General features: G+C 45.6%; 1 protein-coding gene. It reads right to left on the bottom strand.

What is annotated here, in order from left to right; all coding sequences use genetic code 11:
* A partial coding sequence (locus P364_RS0134430) for an HAD-IC family P-type ATPase (RefSeq protein ID WP_036695291.1) occupies positions 1-476 on the bottom strand: 476 nt, incomplete at both ends.

Genomic DNA, 476 nt, shown 5'->3' on the forward strand with positions numbered 1-476 from the left:
GACAACCCACGATATATCCAATCTCCCCAGTCCCCACCCAACAAAGGCGGAATAATCGCAATGCCCAAAGCCAGCACCATAATTGCAGGCGTGTAGTATTTAGCAAACCGGTCCACAAAAGCTTGAGATGGTGCCCGTTCAGCTTGTGCCTCTTCCACGAGATGAATGATTTTGGAGATTGTTGTATCTTCAACATGCTTAGTAACTCTGACTTCAAGCAACCCTTCCTCGTTTAGTGTTCCGGCAAACACTTCATCGTCAACAGTTTTAGCAACAGGAACAGACTCTCCCGTGATTGCTGCCTGATTTAACGTCGACGTTCCTTTTATTACAACTCCATCCATAGCCAGTTTTTGTCCTGGCTTGACGATCATAACGTCTCCAACTTGGATATCATCAACACTTATGGTCATTTCAGCAGAATCACGTCGAATCAGAGCTTCTTTAGGGGCAATGTCCATAAGTGAACGGATCGA

Source organism: Paenibacillus sp. MAEPY2 (assembly GCF_000499205.1).
GTDB classification, from domain to species: Bacteria; Bacillota; Bacilli; order Paenibacillales; family Paenibacillaceae; genus Paenibacillus; species Paenibacillus vandeheii.